Here is a 16,707-nt window from a genome sequence, read left to right as displayed (position 1 = left end):
CTCGGCTTCCGCGGTGCCACACTAACCGGTCGGTATGTTTACGGGAAAGGCCGGCCGCGACACGGGCCAAAGGAGGTGGTCGGCGCCTGGCAGGAGGGGCCGGCGGTGTTCCGCCGGGTGCGCGGCGAGTATCTCCCCTACAAGTGAGCCCCGGCGGCCGGGTCCATGTCCGCACGGTGCGCGGCCCGAAGGGCACGGCCGGGGCCCACGGCATCGTCGTACACCCGGAGTTGGGGTGGTGCCGGCGGCGGGCCGCGCGTCGTGCGGCCCGCCGCCGTCGGGTCACCGGTGCGAGGTGAACTCCACGACCTGCTGGTAGGTCGGCCGGTTCTGCCAGCTGATCCTGCCGTGCGTGATGCCGCCCAGGGTGCGCTGGACGATCGAGTCGGCGCACCACTGGTCGCCCGCCGCGCACTTCTCGTCGCCGGGGTAGACCTGGGCGGCGGTCAGTCCCGCCGCCTGCTTGAGCGTGCCGAGCAGAATGTCCCGGCAGGAGCCGAGGCTGCCGCCGCCGCAGAACTTCTGGGCGAGCGGCCCCTGCACGGGTTCGCCGAGCACCGCCCGGATGTCCTTGTCGACATAGCTCCACCAGCCGTACTGGAAGGAGCTTCCCGCGTGCGATCCGGTCGGTCCGTGCCCGGCCGACGGCGCCTCGTCCACCGGCAGACTGGCCGTGAACGCGGTGAAGAGGTCGCTGCCCAGGCCGGGTTCGAACTGGGCCTTCACCAGCAGCGGCCACCAGGCGTCCAGGATCCGGACGGCATCGGCGTTCGCGTACTGTTTCGAACCCGCCGATGTCTCCGTGCGCTTGGCGCCGGCGCTCACCCACGCCTGGAGCTTGCTCACCGCAGCCGCGGCCGTGGAGTCGGTGACCGTCGAGCTGTTGATGACCTTCAGCAGGCCCGGCAGCACGTCCTCGGCGCGCAGATCGGCGAGCCCGGCGTCCGCCATCGCCTTCACCAGCGACGCGCGGGTGACCCCGCCGGCCTTGACCAGCTTCTTCACCCGGTCGTCGAGGAGGTTGCCGCGGTGCACCGAACCCTCGCCCCAGGGCGCGGCCGTGTAGTCCTTGGCCTGTTTGTTGTTCCAGGAGATGTAGTAGTCCTGGTCGACGGAGTGGGGGTGCTCGGCGGGCGGCGTGTAGTCGGCCGTGTTGCCCGCCGGGTCCCAGCCGCGCCACTCGTACGCGGGCTGCGCCCACACCGGGAACTCCGCGTCCACCCCGCTCGCCCGCACCGGGTTGCTGCCGCTGTTGTAGTACGCGGTGTGCCGGGAGTCGGCGTAGAACCAGTTGAAGGTGTAGTTGATGTGCTGGGCTGCGGCCTGGAAGTCCTCGGGGCCCTTGAGGTGGTCCGGATCGTTCAGCATCTGGAAGCCGATGATCGAGTCCACCTCGTGCAGGTAGGAGGAGCGCAGTGTGGTGTAGGCGACCTTCTTGCCGCCGACGGTCGCCCGGTAGGCCACCGGCCCGTACTCGGTGCGCCAGACCCGCATGGTGTACGAGCCGGCCGCGGTGCCGTCCGCCACGGTCGGCTTCCAGGCGTTCTTCTGCTCGATCTTCTCCATGGCGGTGCAGTTGCCGCGGTACAGATAGTGGTAGTCGTCCTGGCACAGTTCGACCGCGTAGGTGTCGATGATGTCCTGGCCGGAGGTGGTGGCGCTCCACGCGTAGTCCTGGCCGCGGCCCAGTTCGACGTACATGCTCAGGCCCGCGAAGGAGGCGCCGCGGGCGCTGATGCCGGGGCCCTGGATCTCCTGGAGCATGAGCAGTTGGGGCGCGAAGTAGCCGGTCTGCGGGCCGAAGACGGCGATCGGGTGGCCGCCGGCGGTGTGCGCGCCGCTCACCACCAGGGCGTTGGACATGCCGCGCCGCGCGGAGCCGACCGCGTTCTTCGCGGTCGCGGCGGAGGCGTCGGCGGCGCTCGCGGCGGCGGCGCTGCCGGTGCGGTCGTGGACCAGCGGCTCCTGGGTCACCGAGCCGGCGTCGGGCAGGGCCGCGCCCTTGGGATCGGCGGGCTTGGTGCCGTACGGGAAGCTCTCGCCGTTGTGCACGGTGAGGACGGCCTCGGGGTCGTTGCGTTCGCGGAAGGACTCCCACAGGCGGGTGCCCTCCTGGACGCCGTACTTGGACTGGGCGGCGATCAGGGAGAGCGCGTTGTCGACCTCGCCGCCACCGCCGGCGCCGAACAGCGAGCCGATGACGGAGGCGAGCGCCACCAGGTCGGTGACCTTGAAGTGCTCGATGGTGCCGGCATTGGTGATGGAGTCCTTGTGGCCGGTCAGCACATACTCGCCGGGGAAGTAACGGCCGTTGTCGGAGGCGTCGATATAGGCGTTGATGCCGTCGATATAGGCGTTGACGTCGGCGAGGGCCTGCCGGCCGCGGTCGCCGTTCTGGGTGGCCGCGTTGTCGATCTGGGCTTGCAGGTCCGCCTCGGTGTAAGGGGCGTTGCGGTAGAACAGCTGCTCAAGGCCCTGGTTGGCGGCGGCGCCGCCGGCGAACGAGGTCAACTGGCCGCGGCCGACGTGCCGGAAGACATCCATCAGCCACAACCGGTCCTGGGCCGCGGCGTAGCCGGCGCCGAACTCGGTGCCGTACCGGGTGGTGCCGGTGATGTGCGGAACGCCGGTCTTCTTGTCCCGGACGATCGTCACGTCGCTGCGCCCGGCCGGCTTCTCGGTGGAGGCGACCTGGTCGGCGGGGACCCCGAACGAGGCGTCGTTGAAAAAGGTGTTGATCTTGGCGTCGGTGAGTGCGGAGTAGCCCGTGGCCAGGTCGGCGTAGGGGCCGAGCTGGTCCTCGGCATGGTCGGGCTGGGTGCCGAACGCCTGGTTGAGGAGGATCTGCACGAGGGTCGCGTTGCCGTTCTGACCGGGCGGCAGGATGTCGGAGCACTGTCCGCCGCAGTGGTCGTCGGCGGCCACCGCCTGTGTCGCCTCCGGCTCGGCCGCCGCCGCCTGGTGGGTCAGCGGCGACAGCAGTCCTGCGATGAGCGCGCATACGGACGCCGTCTTCAGGAACCCGGTGCGAGTGCCGGGAGTTCTCAGTTTGTGGAACAACGCGTTGCGTGGGGTGCGCCGTGGCATGGCAGCTCCTCCCGACGGGGGTGGGCCGGACGTTACCGCCGGTATCCCCGACATTGAAGATGAACATGCGTCACTTTTCGGCGTCACCGGAGCCGTTGACCGTGTCAACCGGGGGCACATTATGGCGGGCATCGGAAATCGGATGGAGCCGATTCGCGTGTCGATACGTCTATTCGGCGACGCCGCACAAAGTCCGTGCGGCGACACCGAAGTGACCGATGTACAGGTGCAGGTGTGACGGAGGTGCAGGGCGATGGCCGGTTTCCGGAGTCTGGCGAGACAGGTGCGCGACCCGCGGTGCGACCTGGCGCTGCGACGCTACTCACTGCGCAAGTGCCTTGAGCGGTTCGCTCCTTACGGACACAGGGCGACCTGGGACCATCTGTGCTCCCGGGCCGGATTCGACCCCGAGGACCGTTCTCCCGATCCAGTGCGTCTCGTGGCCGCGCTGGAGGAGTTGGAGGAGGCCCGGGTGGTATGGCTCGGCTACGAGGGGAAGTTCGCCGAGCGCCGCAGGAAGGAGAAGCACGACGGGCTGCGCCGGCCGGGCAGCGTGGACGACTGGCACCGGCTGACCTGGGGCGGCTTCGGGGTCGCTTGGTGCGACGACCCCGGGGTCCATCCCCGTGCACCACTCGCCGAGGTGCTGCGAGGGCTGATCGCCGCCCTTGAGCGCGCGCCGGGCTCGGCCTGCCCGGTCTGCGCCGGGGAGCGCCTTGTCTGGAAGTACGACCTGGATCATGAACCGTCGTCGGGGCCGGTCTGTGTGGACTGCGGGATTCTCGTACCGCGGCCCGTCCTCACGCCCGAGGCGCTGGGATACGCCCGGCGCGGTCGGATACTCATGTCGGCCTGACCGACCGGGGTGCGCCGGGGATGCCGCACCCCTCAACGGACGGCGCGGGGGCGCCGAGGGCGCGTTTGTGCGACTGGGCGTGCGCGGCTGGGCGTGTGGGCCGACGGTGCGTGTGCGGTTGTGCGCGTGGGCCGACGGTTCGTGTGCGGTTGTGCGGTTGTGCGCGTGGGCCGACGGTGCGTGCGCGACGGCGCGTTTACGACTGGGCGCGTGCGCCGACGGTGCGTGCGCGACTGGGCGCGTGTGCGGCTGGGCGCGTGGGCCGACGGTTCGTGTGCGGTTGTGCGCGTGGGCCGACGGTGCGTGCGCCGGTGTCGCTGGAGGCGGTGGCCGATGCCGTGGCCGAGGCGGTCACGGCGAAGGGACGGCCGGGCGGGAACAGCGCGCCCTGAGGGCGTACGGGGCTGTGCCGGACCACCGAGTGGGCGCGGGCGCGACCGTGGGGCTGTGTCGCTGTTGGCGCACCGCAGGGTGGGCACGGGCGCGACCGTGAGGCTGTGCCGGACCGCCGTGTGGGCGCGATCGTGGGGCTGTATCACTGTGCCGGACCGCCGTGTGGGCGCGACTGTGGGGCTGTGTCGCTGTGCCGTACCGCAGCGTGGGCGCGATCGTGGGGCTGTATCACTGTGCCGGACCGCTGTGTGGGCGCGGGCGGCCGCAGCGGCCGACGGCCGAAGGGCGTCACGTCCCGGCGCGCGCGGCGGCGCGCCTACCGGCGGCGTTCCACCAGCAGCCGCGAACCCGAACCGGTCTCGCCGAAGGCGTCGTCGGGGTTCGACAGGACACAGCTCTCCAAGGAGAGGCAGCCGCAGCCGATGCAGTCGGTGAGGTGGTCGCGGAGCCGGTTCAGCTGGGCGATGCGCTCGTCCAGTTCGGAGCGCCATGCCTGCGAGAGCCGGGCCCAGTCCTGGCGGGTCGGGGTGCGCTCCTCGGGGAGTTCAGCCAGCGCCTGGCGGATCGTGGCCAGCGGGATGCCCACCCGCTGGGCGGCCCGGACGAACGCGACGCGGCGCAGGGTGTCACGGCTGTAGCGGCGCTGGTTGCCGGAGGTCCGACGGCTGCTGATGAGCCCCTTGGACTCGTAGAAGTGCAAGGCGGAGACGGCGGCGCCGCTGCGCGCGGACAACTGGCCGACGGTCAGTTCGTGGATCTTCTCGGGGATCTGGGGCACTCGTCACAGCCTACCCACCGCGGCACCGTCGCAGTCCGTTGACATCGTCCGCCACCCCGTCCATACTAAGCAGTTGCTTAGCCATAGTCGATTCCGTACGTATGCGAGAGGCCGGGACAGGGACCATGGCAGAACCGAGGATCTTCGCCTCCCCCGACGAGCTGAAGGCGGCCGTGGGCGAGCAGCTGGGGTACACCGACTGGGTGGAGGTCGACCAGAAGCGGATCGACCTCTTCGCGGACGCCACCGGCGACCATCAGTGGATCCACGTCGACCCGGAGCAGGCCGCCGCGGGACCGTTCGGCACGACCATCGCGCACGGGTACCTCACCCTGTCTTTGCTGCCGCTGTTCGGGCCGCAGCTGCTGCGGGTCGACGGCGCGACGATGGGCGTCAACTACGGCACCAACAAGGTCCGGTTCCCCGCCCCCGTCCCGGTCGGCTCGCGGCTGCGCGCCACCGCGCGGGTCACCGGCGTCGAGGACGTCACGGGCGGCGTCCAGCTGACCGTCGCCTTCACCGTGGAGCGCGAGGGCGGCGACAAGCCGGTCTGTGTGGCGGAGTCGGTCTCCCGCTACTACCTGTCAGCCTGACCTGCACCGCCGACTTCACGGTCACGGGACTTACACGCGCGTACGACTGCCCGCTGTGCGTTCGCCATCCGTCACCCGACCGAATGCCACCGCGGGGATGCCTTACCGGCTCCGCCGGGCACGGCACGCCGCGACGCAACCACGAGAATCCTCCGAGGGCTGAAGCACCGGGGTTTCTGGCAAGAATCTGCCGAACCACCTCCGGACCGCCTCTGAGCGGGACCGCTTCTGAGCGCCACCGCCCGGCGGACCCGGTCTACTTGGCCCCGACCATCCGCAGCACGAGGTCGGCGTAGAGCGTGCCGACCTCCTCCGGCGTCCGCGGGCCCTTCACGTTGAACCAGCGGGCCACGTCGATGCACAGGGACAGCACCGCGAGGGTCGTGCCGTGCACGTCGAGGACGTCGAACTCGCCGGACGCCACGCCCTCCTGGATGATCCCGCGCACCTCAGCGTCGACCTGGCGGCGCAGCGCGACGATCTCGGCGCGGGCGTCCGGCCCCAGCGCGTCCAGCTCGTACTGCACGACCCGCGCGGTGGTGCGCCGGCCGGCGTGCCAGCGGACGAAGGAACTCACCGCGTCGGCGAGCCGCTCTCCGGCGCTGCCCTCGCGGCGGGCGGCCGTGCGCAGGATGTCCAGCGCCTTGTCGTGACCTATGCGGCTGATCCGGTGGAGCAGTTCTTCCTTGGTCTTGTAGTGGATGTAGAGCGCGGCCGGGCTCATGCCGGCGCGGCCGGCGATGTCGCGGGTGGTCGTCGCCTGATACCCGCGCTCGGCGAAGGCCTCCACGGCGGCGATGAGCAGCCGCCGGGCCGCGTCAGGGGTGACCTCGTCCCACGGCTCGACCTCGCCGCCGGTCGTCTCCTCCGCCGTACTCATCACTCGCTCGCCCCTCTCGGTGACAGGAACTCCACCATACCGCCGACGCTGAGCAACCGCTTAGCGCGCTCACGCGGAGACGCACGCCCCTCCCTCCGGGTGCCGCCGGAGGCGACGGCATCGGACACGGCGGCATCGCGCACGGCGGTATCGGGCACGGCGGTATCGGGCACGGCGGCGTCAGCCGGTCCGACGGTCGTGGCCGGTGGTGTGGCCGGTGGTCGTGGCCGGTGGTCGTGGCCGACGGCACCGCGCAATCAGCGCCGCAGGTCCCGGCCCTCGCATCCCCACCGCGCATCCCCGCCGGGCATACTGCCGGGCAAGCCCGCCGCTCAGCCCCGCCACGCATCGCTGCCGCACATCCCCACCACTCAGCCCCGCCGGGCATCGGTGCCGGTCAGGCCGCTGCCCGGACCAGCCGCGCATCCCTGCCACTCAGCCCCGCCCGACAGCACCCCGGCCGCGGTTCGACTGCCGGATCGCTGCCGACGGAGCCACCGAAGCCCCGCCACACATCCCCGCCGACCGCGCATCCTCGCCGATCAATCCCTCCGGGCATCAGTGCCCCGCACCCCTGCCACCAGCCCAACCGCGCTTCCACGCCAGGCATCACCGCCGGTCAGGCTCACCGATCAGCCCTGTCGCGAATCCTCGCCACTCAGCCCCGCCGGGCATCGCCGCCGATCATGCTCGCCGCCCATCCCTGCCGTGCATCCCCGCCACTCAGCCCCGCCCGACAGCACCCCAGCCGCGATTCGACTGCCGGGTCGCTGCCTGGGGAGCCGTCGAAGCCCCGCCACTCAGCCCGGCCGCACATCCCGCCACTCAGGCCCGTCCGGCAGCCCCCAGCCATGGTTCGACCGCCGGGTCGCTGCCTGCGGAGCCATCGAAGCCCAGCCGGGCATCCCCGCCGGTCGGCCCCGCTGGGCATCGCTGCCTGTCGGGCCCGCCGGTCAGGCTCGGCCCTGTGGTGTGGGGCCGGGGTCCTTGTAGGGGTCGTGGGCTGCGAGGAGTTTGTCCAGGCGGGCCTGGTCCACGCGGCTCACGATCTGGCCGGCCTCCTGACGGTCCCGGATGACCTTCGCCAGGGTGAAGGCGGAGGTCACCAGGTACAGGACGGCGATGCCGAGGAACGCGCGGACCCAGGCATCCGAGTGGAGGTTGTAGATGCCGAGCGCGGTGGCCGCCAGGGCGACGCCGAAGGACGCGACGGCCTGGCCGTAGAAGGCGGTGGTGCTCTGCTGCTTGACCGGTGTCTCGCTCATGCGGGCCAGCGTCGCGCGCGGTGGCCGGAATCAACATCCGCTCGGCTACTCAGACGCGTACTCAGAGCGCGTCGGGCTCCATGCCGGTCCCACGGAAATCGGCGCGGCCCTACTATGTGCGCCATGGCCCGACCGCGCAAGCCCCTCCTCAGCACCGACCGGATCGTCCGGGCGGCACGGGAACTCGTGGACGCGGAGGGCCTGGCGGCCGTCTCCACCCGCCGCCTCGCCGCCGAGCTGGGGGTGAGCGGGCCCTCGCTCTACAACCACTTCCGCACCAAGGACGAGATCCTGGAGGCGGTCGCCGACTCGGTGAGCGGCCAGGTCGACCTGTCGATGTTCGAGGACGGCCGGGACTGGCGGACGGCGCTGCACGACTGGGCCGTCTCCTACCGGGCGGCCCTGCGCGACCACCCCAACATCGTCCCGGTCCTCGCCCGCGGCCCCGGCCGCAGGCCCGCCGCGCTGCGCCTCGCCGACGCCGTCTACGGCGCGATGGTCGCCGCCGGCTGGCCGCCCGCGCAGGCCACGTCCATCGGCGCGCTGATGCGGTACTTCATCCTGGGCTCGGCACTCGACTCGTTCGCCGGGGGATTCGTGGGCGACGCGAGCGCCTACGACCCCGCCGACTATCCGCACCTCGGACAGGCGCACCTCCTCGCCGAACAGCAGGAGAAGATCGACGAGCGCGCCTTCGAGACGGGGCTGACGGCGCTGCTGGACGGGCTGGCACAGCAGTACGAGCGGATCACACGCGCCGTACGGTGACACTTCGGCGGCGGCCGAAGGGTCGCTGACCGATGCTGGAGGCATGACCGTCAAGGATCCCCGGGCCGCGGGGCTCGCGGCGCTCGCCGCACTGCTCGCCGACGAGACCCGGGCGGCCTGTCTGCTGGCGCTGCTCGACGGCCGGGCCTGGACCAACGGCGAGCTGGCCCGGCACGCCGGGGTCGCCGCGTCCACGCTGAGCGAGCACCTGGGCAAGCTGGTCGCGGGCGGGCTGCTCACCGAGGAACGGCAGGGGCGGCACCGGTATGTGCGGCTGGCCGACGCGCGGGTCGCCCAACTCGTGGAGGAGCTGACCGCGTGCATCGCCCCCGAGGTCACGGCCCGCCGCCCGCGCACGCTGCGGGAGTCGAGCGCCGGATCCGCGCTGGCCCGCGGACGCACCTGCTACGACCACCTCGCCGGGCGGCTCGGCATCGCGATCACCGACGCGCTGACCGAGCGCGGGCTGCTGAGCGTCACGGACGGGCCGGCGGACGTCAGCGTGGCCGGGCTCCGGGCGCCGGGCACCGCGTCGGCCTCGCGGCCGGTGCCCGAGGAGCGCGGCACCGGGTTCGCGCTCACGGGCGCGGGGCTGAAGTGGTTCGGCGACGCCGGTATCGGGCTGGCGCACCCGGGCCGCCGACCGCTGGCGCGTGCCTGCCTCGACTGGACCGAGCGCCGGCCCCATCTGGCGGGCGTCGCGGGCGCGGAACTGTGCCGGCACGCCCTGGACGCGGGCTGGTGCGTCCGTATCGGCTCCGGCCGCGCCGTGAAGCTGACGGCCACCGGCGAACACGCCCTGTCCGCCCTCCTGGGCATCGCCCCCGGCACACTGCGCTGAGCCGGACCTCGGACGGCGCGAGCCGGACCTTCGACCGACGACCGGTGGTGTCACCCCTCCAGGTCCGGCAGCCGCGCCGGGGCCGGGCAGATACGCTCGCCGTGCTGGTCGAAGACGAGCAGATGGGCGAGGTCGACGAGGAGCGGAACCTGCATCCCGTGGCGGAGCCGGACGTCCGGGGCGGTCCGCACCACCAGGTCACCGGGCAGCCGGCCCTCCGGGGACGCGGGATCGGGACCGTCGTCCACCGGATGCTCCAGCACCGCAACCGGCCCGGCGCGCAGCGCGCCCGTCCGCTCCCGGATCCGCTCCAGCATGGTCGTGCCCTCGCGCCGGCGGCGCCGCGAGCGGCGGACCGCCGGGCGCGGGGACTCCAGGTCGGGTACGACGGCCGGACTCGAACCGGTGTTGAAGTGGACCAGGACCTCGTGCCCCTGGAACTCCACGTGTTCCACGAGCCCGATGATCGGCACCTCGCCGGGGCGGGCGAACGAGCGCGCCGGGGGTCCCCCCTGTTCTTGCGGAGCCGAGAACTTGGGGGAAATACGGATCGCCTCCGAACGCAGCCCGACGATCACCTCGCGGCCCTGCTGAACGCGGAGCAACTGGTGGTCCAGGCTGAGGGGTTCGGGCAGCCGGAGGTACTGCTTGCCGAGGCTGATGCTCATCGCGCCGCCGAGCGGGGCCCGCACCAGGCCGCGCAGCAGGTTGATGCGGGGGGTGCCGACGAACGCGGCGACGAAGACGTTGCGCGGCAGCCCGTACACCTCACGGGGGGTGCCGACCTGCTGGAGCACACCGCCGCGCAGTACGGCGACCCGGTCGCCGAGGGACATGGCCTCGGCCTGGTCGTGCGTGACGTAGACCGTGGTGACGCCCAACTCCCGGGTCAGCTGGGATATTTCGGCCCGCAGGTGGCTGCGGAGCTTGGCGTCGAGGTTGGACAGCGGCTCGTCCATCAGGAAGGCGGAGGGGTGGCGGGCGATGGCCCGGCCCATGGCGACGCGCTGGCGTTCGCCGCCGGAGAGCTGGGCGGGGAGGCGGTCGAGGAGATCCTCGATGCCGAGCATGCGGGCGGTGGCGTCCACGCGGGGGCGTGGGTCCGCGCCCGGGGACTCGATGCGCAGCGGGAAGCCGATGTTGTCACGGCTGGTCATGCTCGGGTAGAGGGCGAAGTTCTGGAAGACCATCGCCATGTCGCGCTCGGCGGGCTGGAGGCCGTTGGCGTGCGCGCCGTCGAGCAGCAGCGTGCCCTCGTCGATCTCCTCAAGGCCGGCGATCATTCTGAGCACGGTGGACTTGCCGCAGCCGGACGGGCCGAGGAGGACCAGGAACTCGCCGGGTGTGATGTCCAGCGAGAGGCGGTCCACCACCCGGGTGCCTCGGGTGTAGGACTTGCTGACGTCGTGCAGCGAGATGGTGCGTGTCATCGCGGGTGCCCCCGGGGGCTCTCCAGAGCGGTGGTGCTCCGTCGGTCGAAGGTCCCGTGCGGGTCGAACGGGGCCTGTGGGTCACGGAAATTAACGGAATGTGTGCGGCGGGGGGAAGACGCGTGCCGGGACGCCTACAAGTGCCCAGGTGACAAGCGAAACGGAGGCACCCATTCAGCCGGTGGACTCCGTCCACCCGGCAAATCCCCCACCCTGCTCCCGCTCCGGCCACCCCCGTTCGCCTGCCCGATGAACACACCCCGACCACGCCAGGTGCGGCTCAGCGGTTGTGGTTCGGCTCGGTGGTACGGGGGCGCTCGACGACCGCCGTGCGCTGCGCGACGGATCGGGCCCCCGACGGGACCAGCCCCTGCGGCCGGCTCCCGCCGGGGACAAGCCCCGACGGACCCACCCCCGCGATCCGGCACGCCCAGCGACGACGTTCGGCATCCGTCCCTTGAACTCCCACCAGGGACGGAGGTGCGATGACGTCAGGTCCGGCCGAACCGCGTCAACAAGGTGTTGGCGCGCAAGCAATAAGCGCAAAAGTCCAGGTCACAGCCGCGCCGGGCGATCAGTCCAGTACGCGCGCCAGGTATGCGCCCAGCAGCGACCGGGTCTCGGCGATGATCGCCTCGTCGCCCTGCGGTGCCACCCGGAAGGCGAGGTGGACGAGGGTGTCGGCGGCCTCCACGGCGACCAGGAAGGTCCGCCGCAACTCCTCGTCGGGGGTACGGCCGAGATAGCCGGAGAGCAGGGCGGTGAGGCTGTCGGCGACACGGTGGTTGGGCTCGGCGTGCCGGTCGCCGACCGGTATCTGGTTGCCGAAGTCCACGAGTGAGAAGCCGGGTGCGGTGCGTTTCATGGCCAGGTACTCGTCCAGTACGGCGTCCACGGCCGCCCGCCAGTCGCCCGGCCGGGCGCCCTCCAGTCGCCGGGTGACGCGCTCCGAGTAGCGTTCGAGGTTGCGCTGGGCCAGGGCGTCGGCCATCTGCCGCTTGTTGCCGAAGAAGCGGTACACGGAGCCTATGGGCACGCCGGCGCGCAGCGCGACGGCGCGGGTGCTCAGAGCGTCGTAGCCGACCTCGTCGAGGAGATCGGCGCAGGCGTCCAGGATCCTCTCCAGGCGTTCGGCACTGCGTCGTTGGACGGGGGCGCGGCGGAGCGATGTCGCATGGGGCACGCGCTCCATGATGCCTTTCAGCCGCACTCCGGTGAACCTCGTCCCACAGTACGAAGCCGATCACCCACCCCACGCCCCACCAACCCCGCTCCCCCGACCCACCCACACCCCCGACCGGCACACCCACCGACCGACGCCACACCCACCGCCACACACACCCGCGCGCGTATGTGGCTCCCCCATGTAGGCGTGGTTACTTGGGGGTGCTGCTCTTCCCGGTCGGTGTTGGTTCGGTTTTTGATGTGGTGATGTCGGCGGTGCTTTGGACCGGTTTACCGTGTGCCGCCCACACCGTGCCGTCGTCGGCGTAGAGGCGGGCGGTGACCTGGTGGGTGCCCTGCGGGACGAGTCCGGCGGCGAGCTGGTGGCGCGGTGTGCGCAGCCGGGCGACCGGTTCGCCGTCCACGAAGAGGAGGGCGAGTCCCCGCCCGGGCCGCGCCCGCTCGTCGGCGCCGTCCGGTGAGAAGCGGAAGGCGTGGAGTCTCAGCCGTACCTGCCAGCCGCCGGTGGGGTCGGGCGTCACCTCGATGTCGACCTCGGGTGCGCCGCCCCCGGGCGCCTCGCGGTAGCGCCGCCCCTGCTCGTCCGTCTTGTCGAGGAGCCGGCCCGCCGCCGCGGACGACCGCGCGCCGGTCCCTTCGCGCGCCTCGCCGGTCCCGCAGCCGACCGCCCCGGTCAGCAGCAGGACGCAGACGGCGAGCGCGCTGAGAAGTCCACGGGTCCACGGCATGCCGGGAGCGTAGAACACCGGCCCGCGGCCCCGGATCCCCCTGGAGTCGGGAGTTCCGCTCGGTGCCGTCCCCCTCAGGGAGCAGGCGGGCGGGCCCCCTTGCGCCCGCACACACCCATTCCTATGGTGTTGCATAGGAATGGGCAGCGACACCGGGTTCGCAAGGGAGCGATCATGAGCGGGGACGCGCGCAAGACCGCCGAGCAACTGGACCATCTCCGCGGCTTCGGCAACGAGCACTCCTCGGAGGCGGAGCCGGGCGCCCTGCCCGAGGGCCGCAACTCCCCGCAGCGCGCCCCGCTCGGGCTGTACGCCGAGCAGCTCAGCGGCACGGCGTTCACCGAGCCGCGGGCGCACAACCGCCGTTCCTGGCTGTACCGCATCCGCCCGTCCGCCGCGCACCCGGCGTTCACTCGCACCGACAACGGCGCGCTGCGCACGGCGCCGTTCACCGAGACGGTGCCCGACCCCAACCGGCTGCGCTGGAACCCGCTGCCCGAGCCGGCCGCCGGTACGGACTTCCTCGCCGGGCTGTGGACCCTCGGCGGCAACGGCGACGCCACCGTGCGCAGCGGCATGGCCGTGCACCTCTATCACGCCAACTCCTCGATGGAGCGCGTCTTCAGCGATGCCGACGGGGAGCTGCTGATCGTGCCGGAGCGCGGCGGGCTGCTACTGCGCACGGAGTTCGGCCTGCTCCATGTGGAGCCGAGCAATGTCGCGCTGATTCCCCGTGGGGTGCGCTTCCGTGTGGAGCTGCTGGACGATTCGGCGCGGGGTTATGTGTGCGAGAACTATGGTTCGCCGTTCAGGCTGCCCGACCTCGGCCCGATCGGCGCCAACGGGCTGGCCAACGTACGCGACTTCCGGGCGCCGGTCGCCGCGTACGAGGATGTCGACGGCCCGGTGGAGGTGGTGAACAAGTTCTGCGGCAATCTGTGGACGGCGACGTACGACCACTCCCCGCTCGACGTGGTCGCCTGGCACGGCAACCATGTGCCGTACGCCTATGATCTGCGCCGTTTCAATGTGATCGGAACCATCTCCTACGACCACCCGGACCCGTCGATCTTCACGGTGCTGACATCGCCGTCGGACACTCCCGGGCTGGCCGGTGTCGACTTCGTGGTGTTCGCGCCGCGCTGGCTGGTGGGCGAGGACACCTTCCGGCCGCCGTACTTCCACCGGAACGTGATGAGCGAGTACATGGGGCTGATCGAGGGCGCGTACGACGCCAAGGCGGAGGGCTTCGTGCCGGGCGGCGGCTCGCTGCACAACATGATGTCGGCGCACGGGCCCGACCGTGAGACGTTCGACCGGGCGAGCGCCGCCGAGCTGACGCCGCACCGTGTCGACGACGGGCTGGCGTTCATGTTCGAGACGCGCTGGCCGGTCACGCTCACCCCGCAGGCGGCGCGCGCGGACCACCTCCAGCAGGACTACGACGGCGTATGGCGGGGCCTGGAGCGGCACTTCCGTCCGTTGCGCTGATCGGTCCCGACGGGTACGGATAGGCCGGTGACCTCCTTCGCCCCGGACTCGATCGTCCTGAACCGCAAGCTGCCGCTCTGGTACCAGGTGTCGCAGTCGCTGCGCGCTTCGATACTCGGCCGCTCGCCCCAGGGCCCGCTGCGGCTGCCCACCGAGGAGCGGCTGGCGGAGCACTACGGCGTGAGCGTGCTGACCATGCGGCAGGCGCTGAAGGAGCTGGAGGAGGAGGGGCTGATCAGCCGGCACCGGCGGCGGGGCACGTTCATCGAGCCCGCTGCCCGGCGCGGCACCCCGGTGCGTCTGCTCGGCTCGGTGGACGCGATCGTGGCCCAGCAGTCCGGGATGACGACCGAGCTGCTGGACCGGGGCCGGACGGCGGTGCCGGCCGAACTCGCCGAGCACTTCCCGGACCTGGCCGAGGTGGCGACGTACCACCGGCTGCGCCGCGACGAGAAGAGCGGCGAGCCGACCAACCACGCCCGCAACTACGTCCGTCCCGCGCTGGCCCGGCGCATCGATCCGGGGGATCTGGTCCGCTGGCCGATGACGAAGGTGCTGCGGGACGTCGTGGGCGCGGACATCTGCCGCATCACGGACACCGTCGAGGCCCGGCTCGCCGACCCGGAGACGGCACGGCTCCTTCAGGTGCCGCTGCTCAGCCCGATCCTGCACTACACGGGCGTGACCTACGACGCGGCGGGCCGGGTGCTGGACGTGGCGGTGATCCACTACCGCGGCGACCGCTTCTCCTTCACGGTCACCCTCGAAGCGAGGTGACGCCGTCGGATTGGCCGGGGCGGTCGACCGCCGTGGTGCGGCAGGCCGGCGGCCGGGAGCGGGCAGCGTCGTGGCCGGGCGCGCAGTTCCCCGCGCCCCCTCCGGGCGACGGAAGCGACGTGACGCCGTCGGACCAGCCCCGGCGGTCGAGCGCCGTAGTACGGCAGGGCGGTGACCGGGAGCGGGCAGCGTCGTGGCCGGGCGCGCAGTTCCCCGCGCCCCCTCCGGGCGACCCGACGCCGTCGGATCAGCCCCCGGGCGGTCGAACGCCGTAGTGCGCCAGGACGGTGACCGCAAGCGGGCAGCGTCGTGGGCGGGTGCTTAGTTCCCGGCGCCTATTCGGGGCGACGAGGGCGGCCCCGTCTTGCGGCGCGGGGCACCGGGTGCCGCGGGCCAGATGGTGTGGTCGGACAGACTCCGGGACCGCCCGCGGAGGGAAGGTCGTACGATGCCCAGCGTGACGCACGACGACGCTCCGCTGCTCGCGGACCTCATGCCGTGGTCCGTCGCACCGCCGCGGCTCGGCCGGGGGTGGCCGGCGGCCCCCGACGCGGCGTCCCTGAAGGCCCGTTGGGACGCTCTCGTGAAGGCCGAGGGCCCCGACCGTGAGGCCCTGTTCGAGCCGACACGCTCGCGCACCCTGCACTCGGCCGTCGGCCAGCTGCCCGGCCAGCCCAGCGGCACGCAGCGGCTGGCCCGGGCGGCGGGCCCGTGTCCGGAGCCGGTCCGAATGCTGGCCGCGCCCTTCGACGAGCAGTGGCTGATCCCCGACCACCGGCTGATCGACGCGGCCCGTCCGGAGCTGTGGCGGGTGGCGGACGCGCACCAGGTGTTCGCCGTGGAGACGGGCGCGGAGGGGCCGGGCCCGGTGCTCCTGGCCACGTCGCTGCTGCCGGCCCTGCGCCCCGGCCGGATCCGCCCGCTGTACCGGCGGCCGGGCGGCCGGGAGCCGAATCTGACGCCCGGCCTGCTGGAGCACCTGGGCGCCCGGCTGGGGCTGACCCCCAGCCCCCTGGACCTGCTGGCCTGGATCGTGGCGGCGGCTCGGCCGGGCCCGGTGGTGCCGCTCACTCGGGACCCGGAACTGTGGTCGCGGGGCGTACGGTTGGGTCACCGGCTGCTGTGGCTGATGCGCCGCGACGGCGAGCGCCCCAAGCTTCCCGGCGGGCGGCGCCCCTATGTCCGCGCCCCGCTCCCGCCGCGTCCCCTCGCCGTCCGCTACGACCGCGACGAGGAGTGTCTTCACCTCGACGAGGGCCGCATCGCTCCGGTGCCGCCCGCGGCCTGGGACTTCGAGGTGGCCGGAGTCCGGGTGCTGGAGCAGTGGTTCACCGCACGGACGGCGCAGGCGGAGGCCGGCACCCTGGCGGCCGTCCGCCCCGCGGCCTGGCCGCAGTCCTGGACGTCGGAGCTGCTCGAACTGATCACCGTGCTGGCCCTGCTCGCCGAACTGGGGCCCGACCAGGCGCAGCTGACCGTGAGTTCGCCGGTCACGGCCGCGGAGCTGCGCGCGGCGGCCGTCCTTCCGCCACCGGCCAGGTCCCGCCGTCCGGCCTCGGTCCTGGACCACCACGAGGAGGGCCCGGAGGGGCAGTTCGCGCTGCTCTGACGGCCGGCCCGCGCCGCTCTAGGGCG

15 protein-coding genes are annotated in these 16,707 nt (G+C 72.3%); 8 read left to right on the top strand and 7 right to left on the bottom strand.

Going from position 1 to position 16,707, the window contains the following annotated elements; genetic code table 11:
* Positions 1–282: 282 nt before the first annotated feature.
* The gene (locus ABT245_RS07425; protein WP_351729879.1) at positions 283–3,087 is read right to left on the bottom strand and encodes a penicillin acylase family protein; all 2,805 of its coding nucleotides are present in this window, start codon (positions 3,085–3,087) and stop codon (positions 283–285) included.
* On the opposite strand from ABT245_RS07425, the gene ABT245_RS07420 reads away from it, so the two are divergent.
* Positions 3,086–3,325: a hypothetical protein gene (locus ABT245_RS07420; RefSeq protein WP_351729876.1), complete on the top strand. Its 240-nt coding sequence runs from the start codon at positions 3,086–3,088 to the stop codon at positions 3,323–3,325. The genes ABT245_RS07425 and ABT245_RS07420 overlap by 2 nt on opposite strands.
* 15 nt (positions 3,326–3,340) lie before the next feature.
* On the top strand, positions 3,341–3,943 hold the full coding sequence (locus ABT245_RS07415; RefSeq protein ID WP_351729873.1) for a hypothetical protein: 603 nt from the start codon (positions 3,341–3,343) through the stop codon (positions 3,941–3,943).
* Positions 3,944–4,652: 709 nt separating this feature from the next.
* Here ABT245_RS07415 and soxR read toward each other — a convergent pair.
* Complete coding sequence (soxR, locus tag ABT245_RS07410; RefSeq protein ID WP_351729870.1) at positions 4,653–5,114, bottom strand: redox-sensitive transcriptional activator SoxR; 462 nt, start codon at positions 5,112–5,114, stop codon at positions 4,653–4,655.
* A 125-nt stretch (positions 5,115–5,239) separates the two neighbouring features.
* Here soxR and ABT245_RS07405 point away from each other — a divergent pair, with 125 nt between their 5' ends.
* Positions 5,240–5,707: a MaoC family dehydratase gene (locus tag ABT245_RS07405; protein ID WP_351729867.1), complete on the top strand. Its 468-nt coding sequence runs from the start codon at positions 5,240–5,242 to the stop codon at positions 5,705–5,707.
* A 256-nt stretch (positions 5,708–5,963) separates the two neighbouring features.
* On the opposite strand, the gene ABT245_RS07400 is transcribed toward ABT245_RS07405, so the two are convergent.
* Together ABT245_RS07400 and ABT245_RS07395 are read right to left on the bottom strand one after the other, a co-directional pair.
* On the bottom strand, positions 5,964–6,587 hold the full coding sequence (locus tag ABT245_RS07400) for a TetR-type transcription factor C-terminal domain-containing protein (protein ID WP_351729864.1): 624 nt from the start codon (positions 6,585–6,587) through the stop codon (positions 5,964–5,966).
* A gap of 953 nt (positions 6,588–7,540) precedes the next feature.
* Complete coding sequence (locus tag ABT245_RS07395; RefSeq protein WP_351729861.1) at positions 7,541–7,852, bottom strand: YiaA/YiaB family inner membrane protein; 312 nt, start codon at positions 7,850–7,852, stop codon at positions 7,541–7,543.
* Between the two features lie 123 nt (positions 7,853–7,975).
* Here ABT245_RS07395 and ABT245_RS07390 point away from each other — a divergent pair, with 123 nt between their 5' ends.
* Positions 7,976–8,620: a TetR/AcrR family transcriptional regulator gene (locus ABT245_RS07390; protein WP_351729858.1), complete on the top strand. Its 645-nt coding sequence runs from the start codon at positions 7,976–7,978 to the stop codon at positions 8,618–8,620.
* A gap of 43 nt (positions 8,621–8,663) precedes the next feature.
* Positions 8,664–9,461, top strand: a complete 798-nt coding sequence (locus tag ABT245_RS07385) for an ArsR/SmtB family transcription factor (RefSeq protein WP_351729855.1) — start codon at positions 8,664–8,666, stop codon at positions 9,459–9,461.
* 50 nt (positions 9,462–9,511) lie between these two features.
* Here ABT245_RS07385 and ABT245_RS07380 read toward each other — a convergent pair whose 3' ends face one another.
* From ABT245_RS07380 to ABT245_RS07370, 3 genes are all read right to left on the bottom strand, one after another.
* Positions 9,512–10,891: an ABC transporter ATP-binding protein gene (locus tag ABT245_RS07380; protein ID WP_351729852.1), complete on the bottom strand. Its 1,380-nt coding sequence runs from the start codon at positions 10,889–10,891 to the stop codon at positions 9,512–9,514.
* 574 nt (positions 10,892–11,465) lie between these two features.
* A complete protein-coding gene (locus ABT245_RS07375) occupies positions 11,466–12,083 on the bottom strand; it encodes a TetR/AcrR family transcriptional regulator (protein ID WP_351729849.1) in 618 nt (205 codons plus the stop codon).
* Between the two features lie 184 nt (positions 12,084–12,267).
* Entirely contained in the window at positions 12,268–12,804 is a 537-nt protein-coding gene (locus tag ABT245_RS07370; protein WP_351729846.1) for a hypothetical protein, read from the bottom strand.
* A 174-nt stretch (positions 12,805–12,978) separates the two neighbouring features.
* Here ABT245_RS07370 and hmgA point away from each other — a divergent pair, with 174 nt between their 5' ends.
* The 3 genes from hmgA to ABT245_RS07355 all read left to right on the top strand — a co-directional run bounded on the left by hmgA (position 12,979) and on the right by ABT245_RS07355 (position 16,681).
* Positions 12,979–14,295, top strand: a complete 1,317-nt coding sequence (gene hmgA / locus ABT245_RS07365; RefSeq protein ID WP_351729843.1) for a homogentisate 1,2-dioxygenase — start codon at positions 12,979–12,981, stop codon at positions 14,293–14,295.
* Positions 14,296–14,322: 27 nt separating this feature from the next.
* A complete protein-coding gene (locus ABT245_RS07360; RefSeq protein WP_351729840.1) occupies positions 14,323–15,072 on the top strand; it encodes a GntR family transcriptional regulator in 750 nt (249 codons plus the stop codon).
* A gap of 448 nt (positions 15,073–15,520) precedes the next feature.
* A complete protein-coding gene (locus tag ABT245_RS07355; RefSeq protein ID WP_351729837.1) occupies positions 15,521–16,681 on the top strand; it encodes a type ISP restriction/modification enzyme in 1,161 nt (386 codons plus the stop codon).
* The last annotated feature ends 26 nt before the right edge of the window (positions 16,682–16,707 follow it).

The sequence above is a fragment of the Streptomyces sp. NPDC001508 genome (assembly GCF_040298665.1).
GTDB lineage: Bacteria > Actinomycetota > Actinomycetes > Streptomycetales > Streptomycetaceae > Streptomyces.
This window is presented reverse-complemented; position numbering and strand designations above follow the sequence as displayed.